The following is a 16,464-nucleotide window of genomic DNA, read 5'->3' as shown; positions in this document are numbered from 1 at the left end:
TCCGCTCCCTGCGGGGTCCCTGACCGGGACACGGGCCGCCGCGGTTCCGGTCGCTTCACCACCGGGGGCGGGCGGGGGTCGCGGTTCCCCTCTGCGAGCCGTCCGCGAGCACCTGCCGGACATGGTGCGCTCGGCCCTTCCCGAGACGCTCGGACTCCTGCCGGCACGGTCGGAGACGCGAGCGAGGCAGGAGGAGAGACCGCGGAGTCCGTGAGGGCGCCGGTCTCGACGACGCCGCGGACCGGCACGGGGGCCGGGAGGGGCCGGTCAGCTGCTGAGGGGCGACTCCCACGCGGGGTCGTGCCACGCCTTCCCGGTCAGGCCGGTGAGCAGGTGCTCCGTCGTGCTCGGGGCCGTCTCCCGCGCGACCCCCACCGCCGTCAGGGCGGCACCGAGGCGTGCGGATGCCTCCTCGGGCACCTCCAGGTCGTCGAGAAGGGGAAGAAGCAGCAGAAGGCGGGCGGCAGGCTCGTCGACACCACCGGCTTCCGGTGCGGGAGTGTCGGCGATGCGGACCAGTTCCCGCCATGTCAGCCCGCTCCCCGAGAGTTCCCCCTCCCAACTGGCGATCCGCTCGGCACCGTTCCGGCCAGGGTGGACGAGCAGGAAGTCGGTGCCGTAGTCGCCCACCAGGTTGCGGTAGACCACCACGACTTCGGAGCCGTCCGCACCCGGCACCCGGAACACCGGCCAGCGTTCGGGATCGAAGAGTGTCTCGGACAAGGCATCGACATCAGCGCCGTCCTCGCCGAACCACTCGGGAACGGGACGCTCGGCGTTCGCTCCGACGACGCAGATCCCCAGAAGGTGGTTCGACCAGAAGCCCGGGCGCACCAGCAGCGACTCCCCGGCCGCCAACGGGCCGTCGTCGTATCCCTCGATCACCATCCGGCAAGCCTGCCACCAGCCACTGACATGACTCGTCCCGGGGCGGGGCCGGCGATGTCGACCACGACGGGCGACCGACCTGGGATCAGGTGTGGAGCCACGGCCGAGCCTGGCGGATGCCTCGGCGCACAGTGCGAGGGCCTCGTGCGGGGCCCGGGTGTGCGGAGCGGGCCGGCCGTTCGGCGGTAAGGGCGGGGGCGGAGTCGCGTCGTGTCCGGCCGGGGACAGCACTGTGGCTCCGGCCTCGGCCGGCGCACACGCTCGTGAGTCGGGAGCCTTTCAACGCCCCCTGTGCGGCCCCAGGTTGAGCAGCGCCTCGCCGAGCTGGTCGGGACTGAGGGCCGGCGCGGGCAGAGGGGGCGCGGCCGGGTTGGCGCGGAGGCCGTCCAGGAGCAGGGCGAGGGGGCGGAGCCAGGCATCCGCGGCGACCGCGGTGAGCGCGGGTACGGCCCGGCCCAGTGCCGCCAGGTTGAGGAGCAGGTCCTCGGTGGTGAGGTCCGGGCGGATGGTGCCCTGCTCCTGTCCGCGTCGGCGCAACTCGTCGACGGTTTCGCGGTTGTGGGCGTGGATCGCCTCCAGGGAAGCGACCCCTTCGAGGTTCGTGGTCATGAGGTCGTTGATGCCGCGGTCCGCGGCCAGGCCCACGAACACGGTCCGCAGGTACTGCGTCAGTCCCGTCCACGCGTCGTGGGCGGTTCGCGCCCGTTCGCCCGCTGCCGCGGTCTCCGTGAGCGCGTCCCGGAAGACCTCGTCGACGAGCGTGGCTCGGGTCGGGAAGTGACGGTAGAGGGTGGCGTTGCCCACGCCCGCTCGCCGGGCGATGACATCGAGCGGGGCGTCCAGGCCTTGCTCGGCGAAGACTTCGCGGGCTGTGTCCGTCAGCAGCTTCCGGTTGCGCAGCGCGTCGCGGCGCCCCGTCGGCGAACGGTCGCCCATCACGTCTCCCTCTTCCCGCGCCGTACCGGGGAATGTTCCCCGGTACGGATGCTATCTTCTGTCGAGAAGCGGGGAGCATTCCCCGTTTAGCTTCTCGCGGGCGGGCTGTCCGCGGTCGTCCCTGGGGAAGGCGGAAGCATGTCCGGCAGCGCACTCGTGCTAGGCGGCGGCGGACCGGTGGGCGGGGCCTGGCTCGCCGGGGTGCTCGCCGGACTCACCGCGGCCGGGATCGATCTCGGCGGCGCCGACGTCGTGATCGGCACTTCCGCCGGCGCCGTCTTCGGATCGCGGCTGCGCTCCGGCGTCCCGGCCGCGGATCTCTACGAGCGTCAGCTCTCCGGAGCGGACGCGGTCCGTCTGCCGGTGACAGCGCGCCAGTCGGCAAGCTTCCTCTGGGCGGCTTGCGGCTCCCGCGATCCCCAGCGGTCCGTCGAGCGCCTCGCCCGGGCAGCACTGCGCGCCCGAACCGGCCCGGAGTCGGACGTCCTCGACACCGTCGGCTCGCTCTTGGGCGACGTATGCGAATGGCCCGAACGGGAGTTGCGGATCGCCGCGGTCGACGCGCGGAGCGGACGGACGGAGGTGTTCGACTCGCACTCCGGGGTGACGCTCCTCGAAGCGGTGGCGGCGAGCTGTGCCGTACCCGTCGTGTGGCCCCCGGTCACCGTGGCGGGCCGGCGCTGGATGGACGGCGGCAGCCGCTCGACCGCCAACCTCCAGCTCGCCCGCGGGTACCGGCGGGTACTCGCGATCGTGCCGGTCCCCCGGGCGGTCGGGCCGCACCCGAGCGCTCCTCAGCAGGCCGCGGAACTGTCCGCCGAGGGAGCGCGGGTCGTCCTGCTCTCCCCCGACCGCGCCGCGCGTCGCGTGATGGGCCGCAACCTGACGGACGACACCCGCCGGCCGGCTGCCGCCCGCGCGGGCCACGCGCAGGCGAGCGCGTTGGCCCCTTCGGTGGCCGACGTCTGGCAGGGGTGACCGCGGCGGCGGTGACCGCGGCGAAGCGTACGCCGTCGGACTCCGGCCGTCGCGTGGTGAGTTGACGTCGGCCCCCGCACTGAGCGATGAAGCTCCCGGGCGGAAGCCGGGTCGGCCGTATCGCCGGACCGACGGCGTCCCCTTCTCATCTCGCCGCGGGCTCACCCGCCGCAGGCTCACCCGCCGCGAGCTCCTCGGCCGGCGTCGGCCGCTCGCCGCGGGCGGCGGCGCGCTCGGGCCGTTGCGGGGAGGCGGCCTGAGGATTCGAGGCGGCCTCGTCGGCGGTGCAGGAGGAGGCGAAGGTGAAGGCGCGCGGGGACGGCCCGTGCGTGCGCAGCTCCGCCAGCCGCTCCAGGGCCTCGCCGACAGTCGGCAGGTGACCGACCGGGACCCACCAGAGCACCAGGTGCGCCTCGGAAGGCGGCCGGAACCATGCGCGGCGCTGCCGCATCACCTCCAAGTGCCCACTGCGGTAGGTGAATTCCCATAGCGCCGCCCGGCTCTCCCACACGCTCAGATTGACGATGACGTCCTCACCCGCCGGACGCATGCCGGTCGCGTCGGCCGCTCCGTCCTCCACGAGCCGCCACACGAAGCCGGGCGCCTCGTCGGCGGCGGCGTTGACCGGGTCGAGCATCTCGACGAACCCGGCCGTGCGCGGGTCGTCGAGCGGGTGACGAAGCGTGGCGACGTTGAGCTGGGCGAGGTGGAAGGCATGCGTCGATGCGGTCATGGCCTCATCCCAGCACGGGCCCTTTTCTATGTCAATGCTCGTTGTTTTTAGAAGACTCGATCACCTCGACCACCACACAGCAGTCCCCCGGCCGAGCGTCCATGCGGGCGCGGACGGGCGCGTCCGCGCCGAGCAGCCCTTCCAGCAGTGCGAGATTCATGCCGCAGACGAGCGGCGGGAAGCGTTCGGCGACGGCATGGAAGGGGCAGTTGCGCATACGCACGACAGGCGCGGCCGACGCGGTCGCCTCCTCGACGCCTTCCAGGTACGGTTCGTAGCCGCGGGCGGCAAGCGTCTCCATCGCCTCTTCGATGCCGCCACAGGGTGGGGCCGAGCCGCGGAGGACCTCACCCCGGCGATGTGCGGCCGCGCAGAGCGCGGCGTCCAGCCCGGCCTGCTCGGCAGCCTCGCCCAGCAGTTCGGCGGCGGTGCGGTAGTCGCGGGCGGGCAGCGACACCGTCCGCTCCGCCCGCGCCCGGGTGTACACCTTGGCGGGCCGGCCCGCCCCCGGGCCCGAGCGGCCCGTCAGGCGACGACTGCCGCTCTCCAGCAGCCCGACCTCGGCCAGCCTGTCCAGATGGTGCGCGGCGAGCGTGCGCGCGACGCCGACCGCCTCGGCGGCCTCGTTGCGGCCGACCTCACGACCCTGCCCCGCCACGAACTCGTACAAGCGGCGCCGTACCGGATCCTGCAACGCCGCGATCGCTTCGATGTCCTCCATCCGCCAATTCTAAGAACAACCCAGATTGGAGGTAGAAAGGGAAACCGATCGCGCCTCCGGCCGGCTGCGCGTGTCACCGTCCGCGTGCGGCGGACCGACGGCAGGTGTCGGAACCCCCCTGGCCTTGGCCTGTTCGAACGAGGCAGGACAACCGGGCGGCGGGCCGGGACCGGCGGCACTCCCCGGGGCCGTGGCGGTCAGTTCCCGGCCGCCCGGGTCGCCGGGGGCTCGGCGACCGCCTTCGCGTCGCCCCCGAGCTTCCGCAGCAGCCCCAGCAACGCCTCCCGCTCGGGTGCCGTCAGAGCCTCGAAGCACTCCGCGAGGACCGAGTCGGCGACCTCGTGGCCGGCTTCGAGCAGGCGCTTCCCTTCGGGGGTGAGGTGGTGTTCGATGCGTCGGCCGTGCCCGGGGCGCCGGTCGACGAGCCCCTGGGACACCAGCCGTCCGGCCAGCGCGCCGAAGGCCTGCTCGCTCTGGAACGTCGCCGCGGCCAGCTCCCGCGCACTGGCGCCCGGCGTGCGGCTGATCGCGCGCAGCGCGTCCCACTGTGCGAGCGTGCTGCCGACGGACGAGAGGCGGCTGTCCAGAGCACGGTGCTGACGGTACTGAACGGCCTTCACGGCCCTTCCGAGGATCTGCAGTTCAACGGCCATGCTCTCAGACTAACACCCTGACTAAGCTTGCTTATATAAAGATGCTTAGTTACTGTCCTCGGCATGACTCAGCCGACACTCACCACATACGGCCCCGCCGCCGGCCGCCCCGTCCTCGTCCTGCACGGCGGTGGCGGTCCGGCCACCGTCGCTCCGATCGCCGAGCACTTCTCCGCGACCGCCCGCGCCCTGCTCCCCACCCACCCGGGCTGGAACGGCACGCCCCGGCCCGACGACTTCACCAGCGTCGCCGACCTGGCCGCCGCCTACCTCCGCCTCCTGCACGACCATCACCTGTCCGACGTCCTGGTCATCGGGTCCTCGCTCGGCGGCTGGATCGCCGCCGACATGGCGACCTCCGACGCCGAGGGCCTGATCAGCGGAACAGCCCTCGTCAACGCGGTCGGCATCGAGGTCGACGGCGCACCGGTGCAGGACTTCTTCGCCCTCGACGCGCGGGGCGTGGCGGAGTACGCGTACCACGACGCGGAGCGCTTCTACGTCGACCCGGCGACCGTCCCGGCCGAGCAACGCGCCGTCGTCCAGGCCAACATGGCGAGCCTGCGCGTCTACTCGGGCGGCCCCACGATGCACGACCCCACGCTTCGCCCCCGCCTCGCGGCCGTCACCGTCCCCACGCTCGTCCTGTGGGGCGAGAGCGACCGCATCGTGACCCCGGCCTACGGCAAGGAGTACGCCGCGTCGTTCAAGGACGCCCGCTTCGAAGTGATCGCGGAAGCGGGGCACTTGCCGCACCTCGAACAGCCCGAGCGCACCTACGCCCTGCTCGACGACTTCGCCGCGCGGACCACGCGCTCCTAGGGCACGGACATCCCGGCTGCGGCTCAGGCCTGCGTCCTACCGGGTGGCGGGAGCCACTGGCCGCCGGGCGATCAGGACGTCGGCTTCGTGGTGCCAGCCGAGGGACGAGTAGAGGCGTTGGCCTTCCTCACTGGCGATGAGGAGACCGGTACGGGCGCCCTGGGACACGGCGGCCTCCGCCAGGGCACTCATCACGGCGCGGCCCAGGCCGCGCCGGCGGTGCGCCGCGTCCGTCTCGATGCGATCGGCGATCGCGTCGCCGCCCACCACCGCGATGGTGCCGCGCGCCGCCACCTCTCCGGAGGGACCGCGGAGGAAGACATCCGTGACCGGACCCTCCGTGCGCACCTCGCGCTCGTACGGCGGGGCGGGCGCGTGCTGCGGGTGCTCGGTCAGATCGGTCGCCATGAGCCACTCGGACCGGTGCAGCAACTCCAGTCCGGCGGCGCCGACGGTGGCTTCGACGGCGCCCGGGCGCAGCGTGGGAACGGTGAGCCAGGTGATCTGCCGCGCGGTGGCCACGGCTGCCGCCAGCCTTGCCACGGATTCGGGCTCCTCGTCCGCACGCAGCGCGAACACCTCGACCTCGCGGCCGGGTTGGCCGCACTCGGACCGCAGACCGTCCCCGGCGGGCTCGGCCGGCTCGGCCTCGGGCAGGGAGCGGGCGACGGTCCAGCCGTCCAGCCAGCGTCGTATGAGCTCTGGTCCGATCTTCGTCATCCCGCGATTAGAGCATGGCCTCAGCCTCTGGGCCGGCGGGGTCAGTTCCCCTCGTCGGTGCCGTCCGACGCCGCCGTTCACGTGCCGGGGTGACGCCCTCGACCGTGCGGCACAGGCGAACATGTCCTCCATGGTCCGCAGCCACACGCGGTCACCACACCCGCACACGCGGCGCGCCGCCCCGCACAGGGCGAGTTCCACGGTCGGCTCGGGCCCGCGCGCCCGGTCGAGCGCGTGCCGCCCGCCTCAAGTCCTGGCGGGTCTTCCGTACACACGCCGCCACCCGAACCGCCCGACGCCCAGCACCGGAGCCGTACTCGCTCCGGAACGGCACCGCTGAGGAAGCTCGGTCGACCGCTGCGCCGACATCGCTTCCCGGGTCACTCGGCCACCGTGGCCAGCGCCTTGGCCAGTCGGCGCATGCCCTCGCCGATCCGGTCGGGGGTGTACGTGGTGAAGGACAGCCGCAGCGTCGCCGCATCCGGGTCGGTCGCGAAGAAGGGCCTGCCCGGGACGTAGGCGACATCGTGAGAGATCGCCGTGGGCAGCAGCGCCGTGGCGTCGTACCCCTGAGGCAGCGTGGCCCAGACGAACATGCCGCCGTCCGGTCGGTTCCAGGTGCTTCCGGGCGGCAGCGCGTCCGCAAGCCCGGCGAGCAGGGCGTCGCGCCGTTCACGGTAGGCGGCGCGGACCCGGGCCAGGTGGGCGTCGAGGTCGGCGTCCACCAGATAGCGGGCGGCTGCCGCCTGATCGACGGTGGAGGTGTGCAGGTCGGCTGCCTGCTTGGCGATCACGCAGGCGCGACGCAGCGCGGCGGGGGCGCGCAGCCAGCCCAGCCGCATGCCCGGCGCCATGATCTTGGAGAAGCTGCCGAGGAGCACCGTACGGTCGGCGGCTGCGTCGTACGACGCGATCGGCGCCACGGGATCGCCGTCGAACCGCAGCTCGCCGTACGGGTCGTCCTCGACGATCCACAGGCCGTGGCGCTCGGCCACCTTGGCGACCGCCCGCCGGCGCGCGGCGGGCAGGGTGCGGCCGGTCGGGTTCTGGAAGTTCGGCACGAGGTAGAGCAGCTTCGGGCGCTCACGCTGCACCAGTTCGGTCAACGCGGCGTGATCGACGCCCTCCGCGTCGCACGGCACGGGGATCACCCGGGCGCCGGCGAAGCGGAAGCTCTGCAGCGCGGCCAGGTAGGTCGGGTTCTCGACGAGCACGACGTCGCCGGGCTCGAGCAGTGCCGTCGCAAGGAGCGTGAGTCCTTGCTGCGATCCGCCGGTGACGAGGAGATCGTCCGGCAGGGTCGGGAGCCCGCGGGCGCAGAGCCGGGCGGCGACGGCCGCGCGCAGATCCGGGTCGCCTTCGGTGGTCGAGTACTGCAGCACGCGCTGGGGCGCGTCCGCGAGGACCCGGTCGTAGGCGGCCCTTATGCCGGCGGCGTCGAAGAGCTCCGGGGCCGGCAGACCGCCCGCGAACGAGATCACTTCCGGCCGCGCGGTGAGGACGAGGATCTCGCGGACCGGCGACGCCTCGACCGTGGCGGCGCGCTGGGCGAGGGCGGGGACATCAACTGCGGCAGGACGGCTGGTCATACCCGCACCGTACGGGAGCTCGATTCGGGACCCCTCTGTGTTCCGGCATGTGGAACCGGCCCCACCGGCCCTCCCCGGCCACCAGGCCGAGTCGGCGATTCAGGAGCGCCGGCTCCGGCGGCGGACCGCTGCGGTGGTCCGCCGCCGGACCCCGACCCCCACTGCGACGGCCCCCACATGGTGGGCGGACCGAACCCGGCGACCCCCGGCGGATGCACGGCGGGAACGACGGATCCGCGCCACCAGGGGTGGCAGGAGCCTTGGATCACCGCCCAAGAGCTGTACCGCGATCCCTGGCGGGGCAGTCGGGACAGCCTCTAGTTCCAGGCAGTGCAGTAGACGGTGACACTGCCCCAGTTACCACACGTGCGCACCCAGTAGCCGGGGCCGTCGTACTGGTAGCCCACTCCGGCGTTCCAGGTGCCGCGCGTGTAATCGCCGCCGGTGGTGACCTTCTGAGTGATCTTCCAGGTTTTTCCGCCGTCACGCGAGACGTCGAACCAGACGCCTCCCTCGCTGTCGAGGTTGGAGCCCAGGTAGCCTTCGACCCAGTTGTGCTTGTCGGGGCAGAGGAAGATGCGCATGTCGACCTCGGTGGTACCGAAGCCGGTCTTCTTCGTGAAGTCCTTCTTCCAGGTGCAGTCTCCGTCCGACCAAGCGGAGGCCGATCCGGCGGATACGAATACTCCGGCTGCCCCCATCAGCAGTACGGCAAGCGGTGCGACGGTGGCTCGTCTTGCGCGGGCGCTGATTCCCACGGCCTGTCCCTCCCGTTGACTGTTCAAAGGCTTGTTCTCTTCGTGACCGCGGAAACATCCTGACCTGATGACGCCGTCGTATTGACCGAAAGTTGAGGGTCATACGCGAGTCGAGGACTGGCCCGGGCCTGACCCTTGGCCTTGAACACTCCCACCGCGGCCGGCTGGAGCCGTTCCGGGGCCGGGTCTCCACTCCGCCGCTACTCCGCCGCCACGATGCGCTCCACCGCGGCCGTCACCAGTTGTTCGCGCTCGGCCTCCGTGAAGACGTCCGGCAGGGTGAGCTGTTCGACGATCAGCCAGTTCAGCGTCAGCATGAGCAGTTTGACGGCCGTGGTGTCGCCGGGGAGACCGGAAGCCTCGTGATAGGCGACGTTGGCGTCCAGGTCGGCGCGGACGCGCTCGGTGAGGACCTTGCGCAGTTCGGGACGGCGGGTGGCTTCGAGGCGGAGTTCCAGCAGAGCGAGGTAACCGGTGCGGAAGGAGGCGACGCGGCCGACGAGTTCGCGCATCAGCTCCGCGTAGGTGTCCCGGTCGCGGTCGGCCGCCTGCTGGCGGGCGATCGTGGCCTCGTCGGGCCGGAGCCGCTCGTAGACACGGGCGCCCGCCTGAGTGAACAGGTCGTCGCGGCTGGCGAAGTAGTTGGACGCCGTACCCGCGGGTACGGCCGCCTCGGCGTCCACGGCCCGGAACGTCAGGCCGCGTGCGCCTTCCCGGGCCAGCACCTCGATCGCCGCGTCGACGAGGGCCGCGCGCCGCTGGTCGTTCCGCCTCACCATTGACACCACTCCAGTCGTAGTACTACGTTGAAACCACTTCAAGCAGAGTACTACGTGTGGGAGATCATGTTGCGAAAGCTCGTGTACTACATCGGCGTCTCGCTCGACGGCCGTATCGCCGGTCCCGGCGGCGAGTTCGACTTCTTTCCGCAGGGCGACGAGCAACAGGCCGCCGACTATTCGGCCCGGATGACCGCCCTGTACCCGGAGACCATCCCGACCGCCTTCCGCGCGGCCCTCGGCGTCGCCGACGCGCCCAACCGGCGTTTCGACACCGTCGTCATGGGCCTCGGCACCTACCGCCCGGCCCTCGACAACAAGATCACCAGCCCGTACGCGCACCTGCGCCAGTACGTGGTGTCCAGCACCCTCGCGCCGGACACCGACCCGGCCGTCACCGTCGTGCCGAGCGATCCGCTCGCCCTCGTCCGCGAGCTCAAGGGCGAGGAGGGCGCCGCGCTGGACATCTGGCTCTGCGGGGGCGGCCGGCTCGCGGGCACCCTGCTGCCCGAGATCGACGAGGTGCTGATCAAGACGTATCCCGTCATCGCGGGAACCGGAATCCCGATGGTCGACGGCGCTTTCGACCCGACTGTCCTCGATGTCGCCGAGCGCACCGCCTTCCCCAACGGGGTCACCCTCACCCGCCTCACCCGCCGCTAGGGCGCGTTTCGAAAGTGGCGCTGTCCGCCCGAACGGCGGGCCCCGCGGCGTCTGGTGCGTGTGATCGCAGGGCGGAGGGTCGTCCTCGTACGCGGCGTACGTGGACGATCCCGACAACGCGGCGAGCGCGCGTGCCAAACGTCGCGGCGCAGGCGGGACTTTCGAAACACGCCCCCAGGGCCTCTCCGGCAGGGGCTCGTGGTCGCTTCGACCGAGGTCGACGGCTCGTCGGGGGACGTCAGGGCTGCCGACGAGCGCGTGCTCACCGCGCTTCGTCGCTCCCGGTCACGCCGAGGACAGCTGTTCCGCTATCTCCTTGATCCAAGCGGCGGTCCTCGCCGGGTCGTCGAGGGAGTCGGCCCATGCCTCAGGAGTCAGCCGCTGGTTGGCGGGGCCCGCTTTGAGTGCGACGAGGAGGGCTCTGGCGGATTCCCGCATCTCGGCCGTCGTCTCGCCGCTGCCCTTGATGTCCGGGCCCGCCGCCAAGGCGTAGATCCTGCGCGCCATGGCCTGGCGTTCGCCGTTCTCCACCTTCTTCCAGAATTTCAGGGCCTCCTTCAGCGCGTCCTCGCGGGATGCGGGCGCCGCCGGGGTCTCGTCCTGCGCCGCCCAGCGTTCGGGGTGACGGGCCCCGTCGTAGCGCTTCATGCCCGCGCGGGCCGCCTTGTAGGCGGTGACACCGAGGATGAGGCCGGCCGCACCCGCGGCGAGGCCCCAGCCGACCGGGTTGCTCGCCAGTCCGGCTCCACCCGCCGTGGCGGCGATCGCCGTCACCACGCCGCCCGCGGCCTTGGTGGATTCCCCCACGGCGGTGAACGCCTGCTTGCCCATCTTGTTGCGCTGCTTGGCGAGCGCGTACGTGAGCACCGTGTTCATCGTGTTCACGTCCTCGGCGCGCCGGAAGTCCCTGGCGGCGTCACGGGCGTCACCCATCGCCGCCCAGGCCGCGTCGATGGCTTCGGACACGCGCTCCAGCCTGTCCTCCCCCTCGTGGTCCCAGTGTGCGTCCAGCGCGACGTACGCCTCGGCCGCGGCCCATTCGGCGTTCTCCCGTGCCTGGTTCAGCCGGGTCAGTGCCCCCTCGTCGGTGCGGTCGGGTTTCTCGATGCCCTGCAGGGCACGGTACTTGCGGGCCGTCAGTCCGAAGCGGCGCGCGGCGCGCGCTCCCTTCACCGCGCCGACGACGCTGGAGCCGATGCCGCTCACCTCGGCCGCTTCCATGGCGTGTGCCGCCTTCTCCGCCTTGGTCAGCTCCTTGGCGACTCCGAGGGCGTTGTTCCCCGCGGCGGCGGCGCCGATGACCGCCTCGCTCGCCTTGGACGTGAACTTCTTGTTCGCCCCGTGAAAGGCGGCCCCTTCCTTGTGCTTCTCGGCGTCCTTCCTGGCTTTGGCAGCCTCCATGCCACCGAGCAGGGCGCCGACGCTCTCCGCGACGAGGCTCTCCGAGCCGGCGGCGCCTCCGGAGACGGCGGCGGAGTGTCTGAGACCGTCGTCGACCGCGGCGGAAGCCTGCTGGGAGAAGCCCGCGTTGGCGGGAACATGGACGCCCTTGACGAAGGTGTCGATGACTTCGAAGTTCTTCTTGAGCCTGTCGAGGATCGCGGCGATCCGGTCACGGTAACCGCGCGACCCGGCGGACGCACCGCCGTTCTCCGGAGCCTTCCCCGCGCTCCTGGCGCGCTGCACCATCGCGGTCGCGGCTCGGTTGCCGGCGCTGGACTGGATCGCGAGGACGGCGCGCTCCGCCGGGTTGCCGGGCGGGTTCACCGTCCGGACATGGCCCGGGCGCTGCCGATCCGGCGTCAGGAGAGGCCCGGAGTGCCGAGATGAAGTGCGGTGGACCGGGGCGCTCATGGACGTACCTCTCCTGTACTGGGCCGGGCGAGAGGACGGTAGCCGGGCCAAGCGAACAGAGGGGGAGCAGCAGGAGAAGGTTTGCACCGCGGCTGCGGCACGTCCCAGCGATTGTCGCCGACTCGGCGGTTCTCCCGACTCGGCACCCACCGCGGCCCCGTTCACGGCGTCGGGCAGGGGGCACGCAGGCCCACGCCCGCCCCGGCCGGCAGGAGAGCGCGGTGGGGGCGGGCGTGGGCGGGAGGGTGCGGGCGGGCAGTGTGGGTCAGCCGAAGTTCCAGGTGAAGCTGCCGCCGTTGTGGGCCGCGACGGCGAACATCACGATCATGAGCACGATGTCGACCACTCCGAGGCCGATGTCCCACTTCGCCATCGCGGAGCCGGTCTGACGCAGCGCGATGCCACCGAAGATGATGGCCAGCGGGCCGAGGATGATCGGCAGGAAGAGCAGGCCGACGATGCCGCAGACCAGTCCCGCGATCGCCAGTCCGCTCGTCTGGCTCGTCTTGTGCGCGCTCGTTCGACTGTAGGACGACATCGGTATCTCCCAAACTGTCGCGGTTGGTTTCCTCTACTCCTTCGGTTCCCTTCAGATTGCCCGTCACGGCCGAGTCATGCCTGAGTCATGCTCAGTCAAATCCTTTGGCCCGATCGGCAGTTGTCACGGCGCACGCCATCGTGGCGCGCGCACCCTGCAGGATGCGCGGTCAAACGCTCTCGGACGGAAGAGGGGTGGCCTGGTGGTAGTACATCTGCCACGTCGTGGCCGTACCCCGCTTGCGCCAGAGCGAACTCCGCCGTGCCCGGCGCCCGTCCAACGTGGTCTCGTACGTGAGGTGCACCAGCCCCGGTGCCAGCAGGACACCGGTGAACTCCGAGGGCTCGTAGCGAGGGCCGCTCTCCGCCGCGCCGTCCATCTCGGGCATCGCCGCGAGCATCTCGTCGTACGTCCACCGCCGCCCGGAAGCGCCGACCTCCGTGAATTCCGGGTCCAGCAGCTGCCGGGCGAGCGAGCGTGAACCGCGAACGCCGGGGTCCATGAGGCGCAGCTCGCCTTCGATCGCTTCGCGCACCGCGTCTGATTCTTGGCTCATGCAGGCATCTTCGCCCAGGAAGCCGAGTTCACCGCAACCGAGTTGCCTCCCGTGAGGGCGTCCACATCGGGCCGGCGTGCGCGGGCGTGGCGGTTCAGACGCCGGCGCAACCGGTGTCGCATCGATTCCGGTGGGTTCTTCGGCACGGGCCCATCCTTCCGGGTGTGACAGCGGGACCCTCGTGATCATCGGCAGCGGCGTCGGGCACCGCCGACGTCGTCGCCGATCGACGCGCTACGACAAGACACCCGCGGGCGGCTGTACGGCGGGGCCTCCACCGCGCGGAACCATCGTCTGGAGGCACGGCCTCACCCCGCACCCGCGGTGGCGGCGCCCGACCCGCCGGCCGGACGCCGCCACCGCTCACGTCAGGCCGGCGAGGCGACCGCTCGGCCGCAGTGCCGGGCGAAGAACCGGACCGCGCTGTCGGCCTCGAACCGGGGCAGCTCCTTGTGCCTGCCTGAGTTCACATGCAGTGACTTCTCCTTCGAGCCGAAGGCGTCGAACAGCGCGAGACCCTCTTCACGCGAAATGTGCTCGTCGTCCCACTGCAGGTCGAACTCGATCGGAACGGTGATCTGCTTCGCCTTCTCGGCCAGGACGTCGGGCCAGTGCTGACCGAAGACGGCGGCCGTGATCCTGGGTTCGATCGCCACGAACGGTATGCCGATCGCGGTGCCCATGTTGATGCCCCAGAAGCCGACCGGCCCGTCGGCGCCTATCTCGGGAAGTTCCTGCAGAGCGTCCAGGGCCATCTGGTACTCGGGCACGGCGAGCTTGGCCAGGTGGTCGTTGTAGCGCACGACGATCGGGCCTTCCGGCTCGCCCGCCGCCCTGGCCCGGAACAGCTCGGCGATTTCCGCCTCGTCGTGCGCTGTGCGCGGCCTGTCGCCGTGACCGGGCGCGTCGATGACGGCGACGTGGAAGCCGCAGCCGGTGACGAGCAGGCGGGCGCGGCCGGACATCGCCGGGTGCTTCTTGTGGTTGCCGCCGCCGTGGGCCATGAGAATCAAGGGGGCGCGATCGGCCACGCTGGAGACCGGCGACCAGAGGACGCCGGGGACGCCGCCCACGGTGAAGTCGCGTTCGACCATGCCGTTCGACGACGACTCGGCGGTGAACTGTGCAGGGTGCATGAGTGTTGTCCTTCGGGAGTGCCTTGTTGTCGAGGCGCTCCCGGCGACACCTACGTCAATCGCCCGACCGTGACGAAAGGGGGAGCACCCACATGGATACGGCGTTCATGGGTCTCACCTCCTCGGACGGTGTCGCGGTCATCTGAAAGCTATCAACCCGATCGTGGTCCCGGCCAACCCATTTCACCGCCCCGCGACCATCGCCGGCACCACCGGCTCCGCCGGGGACTCATGTACCTGCCGGAGGTGGTGGCACCCGTGTTCGGCTCGCGCGCGCCCGAGTCCCGGCCGGCACAGGGGCGCCGGTCGGCGAGCAACGAGCAGCCGTGCCGCTCCCGGGGACGCCCCAGGGGGACGCCACCTCCCGGCCGCCCCGTGCCGGGTTCCCCGGGGCGGCCGCGGCGTGCCCGCGGTGGGCGACCGGACGTCAGGCCGTGACGTCGACCAGGACTTTGCCGACCGCGCGGCTCTCGACCGCGCGGTGCGCGTCGGCGGTGCGGTCGAGGGAGAAGCGGATCAGCGGCAGGCCGTGCTCCTCGCCGACCGGCAGCGCGCCGTCGCGCACCGCGGCGGCGACGTCCTGGGCGGCCGCGGCGCGCGCCTCCGGACCGGCCGTGTAGAGCACCAGGAACTGGAAGCGTGTGTTCAGGACCATGTTCTGCAGCACGTTCAGTTCGACGGGCCGGCCACCGTCATTGGCGTAGGTGGAGATCGTGCCGCGGGTCCGCAGCACGGCCAGGTCCAGTGCGAGGTTCGCGCCGAGCGCCACCTCGGCGACGACGTCGACGCCGTCCGGGGCGATCTCGCGGATCTCTGCGGCCGGGTCGCCCTCGCGGTAGTTGATCACGTGGTGGGCTCCGGCGGCGGTGGCCAGCCGTGCCTTCTCCGGGCTGCTGATCGTGCTGATCACGGTGGCGCCGGCCCATCGGGCGAGCTGGATCACCGCGTGTCCGACCGCTCCGGCCCCGCCCGCGGCGAGGACCACCTTCCCGTCGAGCGCCCCGGGCCGCAGCCGCCGTGGCCCGTCCTCGGCGACGGTGAGCGCGCGGTGCGCGGTCAGCGCGGGGACGCCGAGTGCGGCGCCGACGTCGAAGCCGGCCCCGTCGGGCAGCGGCACGGCCTGTTCGGCGGGCACGACGGTGAACTCGGCGGCGGTGCCGGTGGGCCGCCCGGCGGCGGCCATGAACAGCCAGACCCGCTGACCGACCCGGCCCCGGTCGACGCCCTCGCCGACGGCGTCGATCGTGCCGGCTCCGTCGAGGTGCGGGGTGACCTCGGGGAAGTGCTTGGGGTGGCCGACGCCCGAACGCGCCTGCCAGTCGGTCGGGTTGACCCCGGACACGGCGACCCGGACCCGAACCTCGCCGGGGCCGGGCGCGGGCAGTTCGCGGTCGACGAACCGGAGAACGTCAGGGGTGCCGGTGTCACGGTAGATGATGGCCTTCATGATCCGTCCTCCAGACGGGTGCGGGCGGCGAAGGAAGCGGTCGTGGTGATCATGCGGCTGTTCCCTCGGTCGGTGTGCGCAAGGCGGTGTACAGCAGTTCGGCCTGGTAGAGGGCCATGATCCGGTGGGCGATCGGGGCGCCGAGCTCCCGGGCCTCGGCAGGCTCGCGACGCTCGACCCTGACGAGCCAGGCCGTGACGCAGTCGTGGAGCATCGCGCGCATGCGGTCGGTCATGTCGACGACGATGGCGTGGATGGCCGGATCGGTGGTCGCCTCGCCCCAGGTCTGCACGCCGACGCGGGCCTCGGCGGGGTCGATCGCGGCGTTCAGGCGGGAGAGCAGTTCGTCGGGGGAGGGCGGGACGTCGGCCGCGGCGTACTCGCCGAGGACGTCGGCGCGCTTGGCGAGCACCTCGCGGGCGGCGGCCCCGACGAGGTCGGCCTTGTTGCGGTAGTGCGCGTAGATCGAGCCGGCCGAGAGGCCGGACTCGGCGGTGATGTCGGCGATCGAGGTCCGCTCCAGGCCGTTGCGGCTGAAGCAGCGGACGGCGGCCTCGGCGATCTGAGTACGCCGGAGCTCCTTGCGCGCGTCGGTGAGCCGGGGCACCGCACCTCCCACAAAAAGAATCGCTGTTCCTCTTGCGGGAGACACTAACAGAACTGCCGTTTCGTTTACGGGGGTTGGGTCTCGCA

Annotated in this window: 18 protein-coding genes; 3 read left to right on the top strand and 15 right to left on the bottom strand. The window is 71.8% G+C overall.

Going from position 1 to position 16,464, the window contains the following annotated elements:
* Positions 1 to 267 precede the first annotated feature (267 nt).
* Together ACH5A8_RS13055 and ACH5A8_RS13050 are read right to left on the bottom strand one after the other, a co-directional pair.
* Complete coding sequence (locus ACH5A8_RS13055) at positions 268 to 888, bottom strand: hypothetical protein (RefSeq protein WP_399001094.1); 621 nt, start codon at positions 886 to 888, stop codon at positions 268 to 270.
* Between the two features lie 279 nt (positions 889 to 1,167).
* Positions 1,168 to 1,824, bottom strand: coding sequence for a TetR/AcrR family transcriptional regulator (locus tag ACH5A8_RS13050; protein ID WP_399001092.1), 657 nt, complete (start codon positions 1,822 to 1,824; stop codon positions 1,168 to 1,170).
* 138 nt (positions 1,825 to 1,962) lie between these two features.
* On the opposite strand from ACH5A8_RS13050, the gene ACH5A8_RS13045 reads away from it, so the two are divergent.
* On the top strand, positions 1,963 to 2,802 hold the full coding sequence (locus tag ACH5A8_RS13045) for a patatin-like phospholipase family protein (RefSeq protein ID WP_399001090.1): 840 nt from the start codon (positions 1,963 to 1,965) through the stop codon (positions 2,800 to 2,802).
* Between the two features lie 145 nt (positions 2,803 to 2,947).
* Here the strand turns inward: ACH5A8_RS13045 and ACH5A8_RS13040 are convergent, their stop codons facing one another.
* The 3 genes from ACH5A8_RS13040 to ACH5A8_RS13030 all read right to left on the bottom strand — a co-directional run bounded on the left by ACH5A8_RS13040 (position 2,948) and on the right by ACH5A8_RS13030 (position 4,909).
* Positions 2,948 to 3,535 carry a DUF3291 domain-containing protein gene (locus tag ACH5A8_RS13040; RefSeq protein ID WP_399001089.1) on the bottom strand — a complete coding sequence of 196 codons (588 nt, stop codon included), beginning with the start codon at positions 3,533 to 3,535 and terminating at the stop codon, positions 2,948 to 2,950.
* A gap of 31 nt (positions 3,536 to 3,566) precedes the next feature.
* Positions 3,567 to 4,256, bottom strand: a complete 690-nt coding sequence (locus ACH5A8_RS13035; RefSeq protein WP_399001087.1) for a helix-turn-helix transcriptional regulator — start codon at positions 4,254 to 4,256, stop codon at positions 3,567 to 3,569.
* 197 nt (positions 4,257 to 4,453) lie between these two features.
* Positions 4,454 to 4,909: a MarR family winged helix-turn-helix transcriptional regulator gene (locus ACH5A8_RS13030; protein ID WP_399001085.1), complete on the bottom strand. Its 456-nt coding sequence runs from the start codon at positions 4,907 to 4,909 to the stop codon at positions 4,454 to 4,456.
* Positions 4,910 to 4,972: 63 nt separating this feature from the next.
* On the opposite strand from ACH5A8_RS13030, the gene ACH5A8_RS13025 reads away from it, so the two are divergent.
* Complete coding sequence (locus tag ACH5A8_RS13025; RefSeq protein WP_399001083.1) at positions 4,973 to 5,731, top strand: alpha/beta fold hydrolase; 759 nt, start codon at positions 4,973 to 4,975, stop codon at positions 5,729 to 5,731.
* A 36-nt stretch (positions 5,732 to 5,767) separates the two neighbouring features.
* On the opposite strand, the gene ACH5A8_RS13020 is transcribed toward ACH5A8_RS13025, so the two are convergent.
* From ACH5A8_RS13020 to ACH5A8_RS13005, 4 genes are all read right to left on the bottom strand, one after another.
* On the bottom strand, positions 5,768 to 6,451 hold the full coding sequence (locus ACH5A8_RS13020; RefSeq protein WP_399001081.1) for a GNAT family N-acetyltransferase: 684 nt from the start codon (positions 6,449 to 6,451) through the stop codon (positions 5,768 to 5,770).
* Positions 6,452 to 6,831: 380 nt separating this feature from the next.
* Positions 6,832 to 8,040, bottom strand: a complete 1,209-nt coding sequence (locus ACH5A8_RS13015) for a PLP-dependent aminotransferase family protein (protein ID WP_399001079.1) — start codon at positions 8,038 to 8,040, stop codon at positions 6,832 to 6,834.
* A 317-nt stretch (positions 8,041 to 8,357) separates the two neighbouring features.
* Complete coding sequence (locus ACH5A8_RS13010) at positions 8,358 to 8,798, bottom strand: hypothetical protein (protein ID WP_399001077.1); 441 nt, start codon at positions 8,796 to 8,798, stop codon at positions 8,358 to 8,360.
* A 200-nt stretch (positions 8,799 to 8,998) separates the two neighbouring features.
* Positions 8,999 to 9,577 (bottom strand): TetR/AcrR family transcriptional regulator, encoded by a 579-nt coding sequence (locus ACH5A8_RS13005; RefSeq protein ID WP_399001074.1) that lies wholly within the window; start codon positions 9,575 to 9,577, stop codon positions 8,999 to 9,001.
* A 69-nt stretch (positions 9,578 to 9,646) separates the two neighbouring features.
* Between ACH5A8_RS13005 and ACH5A8_RS13000 the strand changes: the two genes are divergently transcribed.
* A complete protein-coding gene (locus ACH5A8_RS13000; protein WP_399001501.1) occupies positions 9,647 to 10,240 on the top strand; it encodes a dihydrofolate reductase family protein in 594 nt (197 codons plus the stop codon).
* Positions 10,241 to 10,525: 285 nt separating this feature from the next.
* Here the strand turns inward: ACH5A8_RS13000 and ACH5A8_RS12995 are convergent, their stop codons facing one another.
* The 6 genes from ACH5A8_RS12995 to ACH5A8_RS12970 all read right to left on the bottom strand — a co-directional run bounded on the left by ACH5A8_RS12995 (position 10,526) and on the right by ACH5A8_RS12970 (position 16,378).
* Positions 10,526 to 12,007, bottom strand: coding sequence for a hypothetical protein (locus ACH5A8_RS12995; RefSeq protein ID WP_399001072.1), 1,482 nt, complete (start codon positions 12,005 to 12,007; stop codon positions 10,526 to 10,528).
* A 352-nt stretch (positions 12,008 to 12,359) separates the two neighbouring features.
* Positions 12,360 to 12,632, bottom strand: a complete 273-nt coding sequence (locus tag ACH5A8_RS12990; protein ID WP_399001070.1) for a DUF4190 domain-containing protein — start codon at positions 12,630 to 12,632, stop codon at positions 12,360 to 12,362.
* Between the two features lie 169 nt (positions 12,633 to 12,801).
* The gene (locus ACH5A8_RS12985) at positions 12,802 to 13,188 is read right to left on the bottom strand and encodes a DUF4440 domain-containing protein (RefSeq protein ID WP_399001068.1); all 387 of its coding nucleotides are present in this window, start codon (positions 13,186 to 13,188) and stop codon (positions 12,802 to 12,804) included.
* Between the two features lie 368 nt (positions 13,189 to 13,556).
* A complete protein-coding gene (locus ACH5A8_RS12980) occupies positions 13,557 to 14,324 on the bottom strand; it encodes an alpha/beta hydrolase (RefSeq protein WP_399001065.1) in 768 nt (255 codons plus the stop codon).
* Positions 14,325 to 14,751: 427 nt separating this feature from the next.
* Positions 14,752 to 15,771 (bottom strand): NADPH:quinone reductase, encoded by a 1,020-nt coding sequence (locus ACH5A8_RS12975; protein WP_399001063.1) that lies wholly within the window; start codon positions 15,769 to 15,771, stop codon positions 14,752 to 14,754.
* 49 nt (positions 15,772 to 15,820) lie between these two features.
* A complete protein-coding gene (locus ACH5A8_RS12970) occupies positions 15,821 to 16,378 on the bottom strand; it encodes a TetR/AcrR family transcriptional regulator (RefSeq protein WP_399001061.1) in 558 nt (185 codons plus the stop codon).
* Positions 16,379 to 16,464 lie beyond the last annotated feature (86 nt).

The organism is Streptomyces sp. NPDC018610 (assembly GCF_044391765.1).
GTDB lineage: Bacteria > Actinomycetota > Actinomycetes > Streptomycetales > Streptomycetaceae > Streptomyces.
The sequence above is the reverse complement of the archived record's forward strand: the minus strand, read 5'-3'. Positions and strand labels throughout refer to the sequence as shown.